Below are 10,394 nucleotides of genomic sequence, written 5' to 3'. Positions count from 1 at the left end.
TGTGGGTCAGTTCCAGTGCCCGAGCGAGACGCATAAAAAAATCCGATGCCAGTACAGGCATCGGATTTTGATTTCTTGCGGCCAAAGGTCAAGCGAGAAGGCTTAACTGATCGGCATTACCCCGCAGGGTGCTTCTTTTGAATCTGAATTTCAGCTATTTACTGAGCCGGCTCGTTCTGCCCCAGGATCAGCTTGCCTTCCTTGTCGACCGGAATCTGGTTGCCCGGATCGCGATCCATCCGCACTTTGCCTTCCTTGCCATCCAGTGAATAACGGACGTCGTAACCTACGACCTTGTCACTGATGTCATTCACGGTATTACACCGCGTCTGAGTCGTGGTGTAGGTGTCGCGCTCCTGCATGCCTTCCTGAACCTTGTTGCCCGCGTAACCACCGCCAACTGCACCTGCTACGGTGGCAATCTTCTTGCCGGTGCCACCACCGATCTGATTACCGAGCAAACCACCCGCCACGGCACCCAATACGGAACCGGCGATCTGGTGTTGATCTTTCACCGGCGCTTGCCGGGTTACTGCAACGTCCTTGCACACTTCACGTGGCGTTTTGATTTGTGTCTTGACCGGTTCAACGGCTAGAACTTGCGCATATTCAGGGCCGCTATTAACCAGCTTGTAGGTGGCCACAGCACCCCCGGCAGTTACACCGACAGCACCCAATACCGCACCAACCAGCAACGACTTGTTCACATGAACCTCCTGACCATCACATGCGGGACAAGCCCGCGCTTCTCCCAGCCTTGGAGCATAAAAAAAGGCGCGAGTTCAATACTCGCGCCTTTTCGGCCGACAGCTGGAAAACGATAGCCGTTATGGGCGGTCGTCGACTTCCTTATCGGTAGCCACTGCAGGAATCAGATCCTCGGTACTCAGGTTCAGCCAGATCAGCACGACGTTGGCGATGTAGATCGACGAGTAAGTACCCGCCAACACACCGATAAACAGCGCGATGGAGAAGCCGAACAGGTTGTCGCCACCGAAGAACAACAGGGCCGCGATCGCCAGCAAGGTGGAGATCGACGTCGCCATGGTCCGCAGCAGGGTCTGGGTAGTCGAGATGTTGATGTTCTCGATCAAGGACGCCTTGCGCAGAACACGGAAGTTCTCACGAACCCGATCGAATACCACGATGGTGTCGTTGAGCGAGTAACCGATGATCGCCAGCACCGCCGCCAGCACCGTTAGGTCGAAGGTGATCTGGAAGAACGACAGGATACCGATGGTCACGATCACGTCGTGAATCAACGAAACGATGGCACCGACCGCGAACTTCCACTGAAAGCGGAAAGCCAGGTAGATCAGGATGCCGCCCAACGCCATCAGCATGCCGAGGCCGCCTTGGTCGCGCAGCTCTTCACCGACCTGAGGGCCGACGAATTCGACGCGCTTGACCACCGCCGGGTTGTCGCCACCGACCTTCTGCAAGGCCTCGGCCACCTGGTGACCCAGCTGCGGGTCCTCACCTGGCATACGCACCAGCAAATCAGTAGTCGCACCGAAGCTCTGTACGATCGCCTCTTGATAACCCGCTGTAGCCAGCTGCTCACGCACTTTAGTGACGTCGGCCGGACGCTCGTAGGTCAGCTCGATGAGCGTACCGCCGGTGAAGTCCAGGCCCCAGTTCATGCCCTTGGTGGCGACGCTGAACAATGCCAGCACGGTAAGGAACAATGTGACGCCGAACGCAAAGTTGCGAACGCCCATGAAGTTGATTGTACGTAACATGGCAGCCCCTTAAATCCACAACTTCTTGAAGTCACGACCGCCGAAGATCAGGTTGACCATCGCGCGGGTCACCATGATGGCCGTGAACATCGAGGTAAAGATCCCGAGGGACATGGTCACTGCGAAACCTTTGACTGGACCGGTGCCCATCGCAAAGAGAATCCCGCCGACCAACAGAGTGGTCAGGTTGGCGTCGAGAATCGCGGTGAATGCCCGGCCGAAGCCTTCGTTGATTGCCCGCTGCACGGTCATGCCCGCCGCAATCTCTTCACGTATCCGCGAGAAGATCAGAACGTTGGCGTCGACGGCCATACCCATGGTCAACACGATACCGGCGATACCCGGCAGGGTCAGCGTTGCACCCAGCAGCGACATCAGGGCCAGCAGCAGCACCATGTTCACCGACAGAGCGACGGTGGCGATGATGCCGAAGAAGCGGTAGATGGCGATGATGAACAGCGAGACAAACAACATGCCCCACAGCGATGCATCGACACCTTTGATGATGTTGTCGGCACCCAGGCTTGGGCCAATGGTACGTTCTTCAGCGAAGTACATCGGTGCAGCCAGACCACCGGCACGCAGCAGCAGCGCCAGTTCGGACGACTCGCCCTGGCCGTTCAGGCCAGTGATGCGGAACTGAGCACCCAGCGGCGACTGAATCGTCGCCAGGCTGATGATCTTTTTCTCTTCCTTGAACGTCTGGACCGGCACGTCTTTCTCGACGCCATTGACCACTTGCTTGACGTAAGTGGTAACCGGACGTTGCTCGATAAAGATCACTGCCATGCTGCGACCGACGTTGCTGCGAGTCGCACGACTCATCAGCTCGCCACCGTGGCCATCCAGACGGATGTTCACTTCTGGCGTGCCCTGCTCGCCGAAGCCAGCCTTGGCGTCAGTCACCTGGTCGCCAGTGATGATCAAGCCACGCTCGATCTGTGCTGACGGACGATTGCCTTCACGGAACTCGAAGGTTTCGGAAGTGGCTTTCGAAGCGCCTGGCTCAGCGGCCAGACGGAACTCAAGGTTGGCCGTCTTGCCGAGGATACGCTTGGCTTCGGCGGTGTCCTGCACGCCCGGCAGCTCAACCACGATGCGGTTGGCGCCCTGACGCTGAACGATTGGCTCGGCAACACCCAGCTCGTTGACGCGGTTACGTACCGTGGTCAAGTTCTGCTTGATGGAGTATTCCCGGATTTCCGCCAGCTTGGCCGGGGTCATCGCCAGACGCAGCACCGGTTGGCCATTGAGGTCGGCCGGAACAATGTCGAAATCGTTGAAGCTCTTGCGGATCAGCGTACGGGCTTGTTCGCGGGCTGCTTCATCAGTGAAGCCCAGCTGAATGGCACCGTTGAGTTGCGGCAGGCTGCGATAGCGCAGTTTCTCTTTACGCAACAGGCTTTTCACATCGCCTTCGTAGACTTTCAGGCGCGCATCGAGCGCTTTGTCCATGTCCACTTCCAGCAGGAAGTGCACACCACCGGACAAGTCCAGACCCAGCTTCATCGGGTGCGCGGCCAGGCTGCGCAGCCATTGTGGGGTGGTTTGTGCCAGGTTCAGTGCAACGACGTAGTCATCACCCAATGCCTTGCGCACGACGTCTTTGGCAGGTAGCTGATCTTCAGCCTTGGTCAGACGAATCAAACCGCCCTTGCCGTTTGCTGCCAGGGTGGCAGCCTTGACGTTGATCCCGGATTCCTTGAGCGCTGCGCCCACACGATCCAGATCAGCCTGAGTGACCTGCAGCGAAGTGCTTGCACCGCTGACCTGAATGGCCGGGTCATCAGGATATAGATTGGGAGCGGAATAAATCAGACCGACCGCTAGCACCGCCAGGATCAGAATGTATTTCCACAGAGGGTATTTGTTCAGCATCACGCCGCCCGCTTATGACGCGGGGCGCCTTGCGCGCCCCGTCGATTGAGTAGAAGTTGAAACTTAGATCGCTTTCAGCGTGCCTTTTGGCAGCGTGGCGGCGATGGCGCCTTTCTGGAACTTCATTTCGATGGTGTCGGAAACTTCCAGAACAACGAAGTCGTCTGCCACTTTAGTGATCTTGCCGGCGATACCACCGGTGGTCACAACTTCGTCGCCTTTCTGCAGGCTGCTCAGCAGGTTCTTCTGCTCTTTGGCGCGCTTGGCCTGTGGACGCCAGATCATCAGGTAGAAGATAACCAGGAAACCGACCAGGAAAATCCACTCAAAGCCGCCACCCATCGGGCCTGCAGCAGGTGCAGCAGCGTCAGCCATGGCATTAGAGATAAAAAAGCTCATTTAGCACTCCAGTTGCAAATGTTGAATCTTGGGGTCAGAAAACTCAGTCCAAAGGCGGAACAGGAAGCCCGCGTTTGGCGTAGAAGGCATCGACAAAGGCGGCCAATGTACCCTGTTGAATAGCCTCGCGCAAACCAGCCATAAGCACCTGGTAATGGCGCAAATTGTGGATGGTATTCAACATGCTACCCAGCATTTCGCCGCACTTGTCCAGATGGTGCAGATAAGCACGGGAGAAGTTCTGGCAGGTGTAGCAATCGCAGGTCGGATCCAGCGGCGAATCATCATGGCGATGGAACGCGTTACGGATCTTCAGCACGCCTGTATCAATGAACAGATGCCCATTGCGGGCATTACGGGTTGGCATCACGCAATCGAACATGTCCACACCGCGGCGCACACCCTCAACCAGATCTTCCGGTTTGCCAACGCCCATAAGGTAACGAGGTTTGTCAGCCGGCATCTGACCAGGCAGGTAGTCGAGCACCTTGATCATCTCGTGTTTCGGCTCGCCCACCGACAGACCGCCAATGGCCAGACCATCGAAGCCGATATTGTCGAGACCTTCCAGGGAGCGCATGCGCAAATCCTGGTGCATACCGCCCTGAACGATGCCGAACAGTGCCGCCGTGTTGTCGCCATGGGCTTCTTTCGAACGCTTGGCCCAACGCAACGACAGCTCCATCGATACCCGCGCGACGTCTTCGTCAGCCGGGTACGGGGTGCATTCGTCAAAGATCATCACGATGTCCGAGCCCAGATCGCGCTGGACCTGCATCGACTCTTCCGGGCCCATGAACACTTTGGCGCCGTCGACAGGAGAGGCGAAGGTCACGCCCTCCTCCTTGATCTTGCGCATGGCGCCCAGGCTGAACACCTGGAAACCGCCGGAGTCAGTCAGAATCGGGCCTTTCCACTGCATGAAATCGTGCAGATCGCCGTGCTTCTTGATCACTTCAGTGCCAGGACGCAGCCACAAGTGGAAGGTGTTGCCCAGAATGATTTCCGCGCCGGTCGCGGTGATGTCCCGCGGCAGCATGCCCTTCACGGTGCCGTAAGTACCGACCGGCATGAACGCCGGGGTCTCGACGGTACCGCGCGGGAAGGTCAAACGACCGCGACGAGCCTTGCCGTCGGTGGCAAGTAGCTCGAAAGACATACGACTGGTGCGACTCATTCTGTTTCCTCAGGGCCTGATTCTTTAGGGGCAGTAGGCGCGGGGTTACGGGTGATAAACATCGCATCACCGTAGCTGAAAAAGCGGTATTCATGCTCCACGGCGGCTTTGTAAGCGGCCATGGCTTCGGGATAACCGGCGAACGCCGAAACCAGCATCAACAGCGTGGATTCGGGCAAATGGAAATTGGTGACCAGGGCATCGACCACATGAAACGGCCGGCCCGGGTAGATAAAGATGTCGGTGTCGCCACTGAACGGCTTGAGCACGCCATCGCGCGCGGCACTTTCCAGAGAACGCACGCTGGTGGTCCCCACGGCCACCACGCGACCACCGCGAGCGCGGCAGGCGGCAACCGCATCGACCACGTCCTGACCGACTTCCAGCCACTCACTGTGCATGTGGTGGTCTTCGATCTTCTCGACGCGCACCGGCTGGAAGGTGCCAGCGCCAACGTGCAAGGTCACGAACGCCGTCTCGACACCCTTGGCGGCAATCGCCTCCATCAGCGGCTGATCGAAATGCAGCCCCGCCGTCGGCGCCGCTACCGCGCCCAAACGCTCGGCGTAGACCGTCTGATAACGCTCGCGGTCCGCGCCCTCATCCGGGCGGTCTATATAAGGAGGCAACGGCATGTGCCCGACGCGGTCGAGCAGCGGCAACACCTCTTCGGCGAACCCCAGCTCAAACAACGCATCGTGACGCGCCAGCATTTCGGCTTCGCCACCGCCATCAATCAGGATCTTGGAACCCGGCTTCGGCGACTTGCTCGACCGCACATGGGCCAGCACGCGATGACTGTCGAGCACCCGCTCCACCAGGATTTCCAGCTTGCCGCCGGAAGCCTTCTGGCCAAACAGCCGCGCCGGAATCACCCGGGTATTGTTGAACACCATCAAATCGCCCGGGCGCAAATGCTCAAGCAAATCAGTGAATTGACGGTGTGCCAGGGCGCCGCTGACCCCATCAAGGGTCAACAGGCGACTGTTGCGACGCTCAGCCAAAGGATGGCGAGCAATCAGCGAATCAGGGAGTTCGAAGGTAAAGTCAGCAACGCGCATGATGGGGTTCGTCTAGCAGGGCCGGGAAGTCTAGCGGAAATATCAAAAATTCTCCATGTACCTGATTGACCGACGGTTATCTCATCTCTATACTTCGCCGCCATTGAGCCCTGATGGCGGAATTGGTAGACGCGGCGGATTCAAAATCCGTTTTCGCAAGAAGTGGGAGTTCGAGTCTCCCTCGGGGCACCAACCAAAGGTTTCATGTTGATCCAACATGGACCAGATACACAGTAAAGCCGGCCACTGCGCCGGCTTTTTTGTTTCAGCTTAATCCATCATTTTCCACCATGTTCCTTGTTGCCGTGTATGGCGTCATGTATGTTCGCCAAAATCTCGAACTGGGCCATACAAGAATTGAAGCGCTCCGACATCAAGCGCCGCCCCCTCGCGGACACCGTCTTATCCTCACTCGAACCTGAAGCGAAGGAATACCGGGAAACCTACGGTATCGATCGCATCTATTTTGTCGTGGCCGCCAATGGCCGCAAGCGCTGGGAATTCCGGTACAAGCGCATCGCCGACGGCAAGTGGTCCTGGCTTGGCCTTGGTGGCTATCCCGAGATATCGGCAAAGCGTGCCAGGGAGAAAGCGGCCGAGGCTATCGAGCTGATTGAACGCGGCGTCGAGCCTGCCAACCAGAAACAGGCAGTGAAGAAAGCGCAGGAAGCCGCTACTGAAACCCTCTTCCGCTCAGTGGCCGCTGCCTGGCTTGAGAAAAAAGAAAAGGGCGGCCGCGCGGAATCGACGCTCGACAAGATCCACACCTACTTGCAAAAGGACATTCTCCCCGCGCTGGGTGATATGCAGGTGCACGACATCACTCGACGGCACTGTGCCTACCTGCTGGCCAGCATCGAAGCGCGCAGCGCGTTCAACGTTGCCAAGAAAACGCGAGGATGGCTCAAAGAGATTTTCAGCCAGGCCATTGCGAAAGGGATGATGGAATACAACCCGGCATCTGAACTGCTCGCGATCGCCGCCGAAGCACCGAAGACAAAGCAATACCCTCACCTGCTAGAGCCTGAGCTGCCCGACTTCCTGCGGGCCATGCAAACCACCACCAGCAGGTTGATCGCACGCACCGCGGCTTGGCTCACGATCTGGACGGCATCCCGCCCGGGCATGGTGCGATGGGCAGAATGGACCGACATCGATCTGGACGAAGGCGTCTGGAGCGTATCGGCGGCGAAGATGAAAATGGATCGAGACATCCTGATCCCGCTGCCAGACCAAGCAATAGCCGCCCTGCGAGAGTTGCACGAGTTGACCGGGCGTGGACGCTACCTGTTCCCAGGTATCGGACAGAAGACGGCAGTCATCAGCGAGAACACCATCAACAAGGTGTTCGCAGGTGTTGGCTATAAAGGGAAGCTTGTAGGGCACGGCACTCGGCACACGGCGAGCACGCTCCTACGGGAACATGAATGGACCAAGGACCACATCGAAATGCAGCTGGCCCACAAGGAAGGGGGGATAAGCGGGCTTTACAACAAGGCGAAGTACTTGTCGCAGCGGCGTCACATGATGCAGTGGTATGCCGACTACCTGGATGCGCTCGCGGCAGGGATGACAGAGGCTTTGCGTATCGAATTCAAATCAAAGGTGAACGCCGGATAACCCGGCTTGCATACACGGCGTTCGCTTGTGGTGTGCGTTTCCAGCTTTGCTGGGACGGTTCGATTACGCGGTCTGCGCTTGCAAATTCGCCCCACGTTGCGAGGCCTTTAAGTGAACGACCATGTCCCGGTTTGACTGGTGATAAATTTCAAGTAGATGTCCATCCGGCGCTCCGAGCGCAGCACGTCCACGACGTTGCATTGAAGGACCGCACCGAAAAGCTCACGCCGAAATCGGTTGTATTTGTGGCGACGAGGGACGTCTTGGCTGCGCCATCTCCGGTGTAAAGCTGGTTTGCCACCGCGGCATCAACCCTTGCTGTTCCGCTCCCTGTCTTGATGAAGTTGAACGTCACGCCTGGGAGTGGTGGGTTTGGCAGAGTTACCACGGCACCGGAATTGAGAAAAAAGGTTTTACCCGTATCAGCTCTGGTCAAAGACCTACCGCCGCTCACCACCTCAGTGCCCTCCCCGACAAACTCAACCTGCGGGTTGACGTTTGAGAAACGGTTGACCGAAAAATCGCGGGATTTGGCGTAACTGATTTTCCCCGAAATTAAGGTGCTAGGGTCGGCAGACCGGTAAGAAATCCCGACGCCAACCCCAAACCGATCATTCCGACAATCGATGTGAAGCGTATCCACCAAACTCACAAGGTTTACCGCGATTGCGCAATTGTCGAAGCGGTTGGCATCGGTGCTAATGCTGCCCTGCAGGAAGGTCAAACCATCCGGCGACCCAATGTTGTTGCTTGTAAGGCATAAGTGCCCCGACAACGTACCCGCTTTAATGTGATCGCCTATGGTGGTGTCGCGAATCGATCCTTGCGAGCCAAGAACTCGAAGCCATTCAACGCTTGGCGCAACGCCTGAAGAAGACTCAAGCAAACAAGTCTCCATTGTGAAGCCGTCCATGTTGGTCAGGTTCAAGCATCTTGTAGGGCTGACGTTGATAGGATTGAACCCAACGTTTTTAAGGGCAACAGATCGAGCCACCTTGGCGCCGTTTCCGCGCATATGCGCATCTGTGAAGTCGTAGAACCAGCAGTTATCGAACAGCAATCCAGCGCCAAGCCAAGTACTGCCCCCAGCGATGTCATCAAAATAAACGCCAATGGCAGCGCCGTGGAAAACGCACTTATTGAATTGGCCAGCTTCATACTCATTTACTCTAATGAGCCAAGCGGCTGAAGTCACTGTGCCGCCGCCAGTAAGAAGTAGGCTTCCGAAGAAAACATCTTCGAATTTATAGCCGACAGTCGTTAGCAGATCGACAACGCCTCCAACAAATCCGCCGTTGTCATAGCACAGATCAAGGCCGCGCATCTGAAAGCCCCGCGCGCCATTTCCTTCAACTCGCAGGATATAAGGGCTATTTGTCCCTTTGTATAGCAGCACGGTGTTGCCCTGGTTCGAGCCGCTGGCGCCTCGCGAACCGTTACCCTCAATAATTAGGCCGTGATCCTCCGTAAAGTTGAGCGCCCCACTATTGATGCAAAAAACCCCATTACCGAGCGTTATCTTTCCGCTGGTGTAGCAGTTGACCATCGTGTGTGCGGCGTCGCCCTTATCGACGACCTTGAGGTTCGTGCGTAGAGCTCTGATTGCTGCCAGGAGGCCGTCGGTGTTGGATGTGGCGTACGCTGCGTTGCCGCTGCCACGCATGCCGAACTGTTCGCCACGAAACGTGCCGCTGTGCACCAGCTTCCAGCGGCCTCCGTCGGCCGCAACGATGATCGATCCCTTATTGTCGGCAGAAGTGATGTCGGCTGCATCCATATAATAGTGACCGCCACCCCCGTCACCCTTGGCGTAATATCCGAGAACAAATGCCCTTTGATTTCTGCTGCCTGACAGTAGCCTCAGCGCCGCAATGGTATCGACAGTGCGATTTACCCCGAAGCGCAGGTGATCGAACAGCGTGCCGGCGTCGTAGAGAATTCCGGTCGCGGTGTTAATCAGACCCGTAACCTGGTCGATCAAGCCAGCGAAGTGGTTGCTCACCCAGTTTTTAGTTGTTGCGTCCTGCATTTCGACAGGATCGGCAAGGTTCGAGATGTTCCGGTTTTCGGCGTCGTAATAAGGCTTGCCAAAAGGCCGAACGAGCGCTCGCTTGAAGATTGAAAACCCCTGCTGGATCAACATCGTCAGCCGGTCGAATACGTCCTCATGTGTTTCAGCAAGGAACTTGCCCTGGTTGCGTAGCGACGTTTGTTGATAGGCGTCCATTTCCCGCGACACGACTAGTTGCCCAGGTCCAGCCATTGCTGTTGTGGTGACAATGCTGCCGCCGTCTTCATCGCCGGCACCGTTGACCGTGTAGTGGGTTCCGAGAGTCAGAACTGTCACCGCCCCCAGTGAATTCACATACGTGACAACCAGATCCTCATTCGCCAGAAACTTGAAAAAGAACGGGAAGTTGGTCGTGACTCCATTGGTCACAAACTCGGCGATGCTATTAAGTGTTGGTACGGTCACTGGTGTGACTCCTTTTCTTCGGACGAAAAAAAGCCCGCACG

Annotated in this window: 8 protein-coding genes and 1 tRNA gene; 2 read left to right on the top strand and 7 right to left on the bottom strand. The window is 57.0% G+C overall.

The window, feature by feature from the left end; translation table 11 throughout:
* Nucleotides 1-158: 158 nt before the first annotated feature.
* From WLY71_RS14170 to queA, 6 genes are all read right to left on the bottom strand, one after another.
* Nucleotides 159-707, bottom strand: a complete 549-nt coding sequence (locus WLY71_RS14170) for a glycine zipper 2TM domain-containing protein (RefSeq protein ID WP_347804040.1) — start codon at nucleotides 705-707, stop codon at nucleotides 159-161.
* A gap of 120 nt (nucleotides 708-827) precedes the next feature.
* Nucleotides 828-1,742: a protein translocase subunit SecF gene (gene secF / locus WLY71_RS14165; protein WP_347804039.1), complete on the bottom strand. Its 915-nt coding sequence runs from the start codon at nucleotides 1,740-1,742 to the stop codon at nucleotides 828-830.
* 9 nt (nucleotides 1,743-1,751) lie between these two features.
* Nucleotides 1,752-3,620, bottom strand: a complete 1,869-nt coding sequence (gene secD, locus WLY71_RS14160; protein WP_347804038.1) for a protein translocase subunit SecD — start codon at nucleotides 3,618-3,620, stop codon at nucleotides 1,752-1,754.
* A 63-nt stretch (nucleotides 3,621-3,683) separates the two neighbouring features.
* Nucleotides 3,684-4,019, bottom strand: a complete 336-nt coding sequence (yajC, locus tag WLY71_RS14155; protein ID WP_008147715.1) for a preprotein translocase subunit YajC — start codon at nucleotides 4,017-4,019, stop codon at nucleotides 3,684-3,686.
* A 43-nt stretch (nucleotides 4,020-4,062) separates the two neighbouring features.
* On the bottom strand, nucleotides 4,063-5,178 hold the full coding sequence (tgt, locus tag WLY71_RS14150; RefSeq protein ID WP_161990833.1) for a tRNA guanosine(34) transglycosylase Tgt: 1,116 nt from the start codon (nucleotides 5,176-5,178) through the stop codon (nucleotides 4,063-4,065).
* 14 nt (nucleotides 5,179-5,192) lie between these two features.
* Entirely contained in the window at nucleotides 5,193-6,257 is a 1,065-nt protein-coding gene (gene queA, locus WLY71_RS14145) for a tRNA preQ1(34) S-adenosylmethionine ribosyltransferase-isomerase QueA (protein ID WP_347804037.1), read from the bottom strand.
* 107 nt (nucleotides 6,258-6,364) lie between these two features.
* On the opposite strand from queA, the gene WLY71_RS14140 reads away from it, so the two are divergent.
* Nucleotides 6,365-6,449: transfer RNA gene (locus WLY71_RS14140), tRNA-Leu, on the top strand.
* Nucleotides 6,450-6,614: 165 nt separating this feature from the next.
* Entirely contained in the window at nucleotides 6,615-7,877 is a 1,263-nt protein-coding gene (locus WLY71_RS14135; RefSeq protein WP_425589926.1) for a tyrosine-type recombinase/integrase, read from the top strand.
* Between the two features lie 148 nt (nucleotides 7,878-8,025).
* Here WLY71_RS14135 and WLY71_RS14130 read toward each other — a convergent pair whose 3' ends face one another.
* Nucleotides 8,026-10,353 carry a phage tail fiber domain-containing protein gene (locus WLY71_RS14130; RefSeq protein WP_347804035.1) on the bottom strand — a complete coding sequence of 776 codons (2,328 nt, stop codon included), beginning with the start codon at nucleotides 10,351-10,353 and terminating at the stop codon, nucleotides 8,026-8,028.
* Between the last annotated feature and the right edge of the window lie 41 nt (nucleotides 10,354-10,394).

Source organism: Pseudomonas rossensis, from assembly GCF_039888995.1.
Classification (GTDB): Bacteria; Pseudomonadota; Gammaproteobacteria; order Pseudomonadales; family Pseudomonadaceae; genus Aquipseudomonas; species Aquipseudomonas rossensis.
Note: the sequence above shows the minus strand (reverse complement) of the source record. Positions and strands in the feature narration are given on the sequence as shown.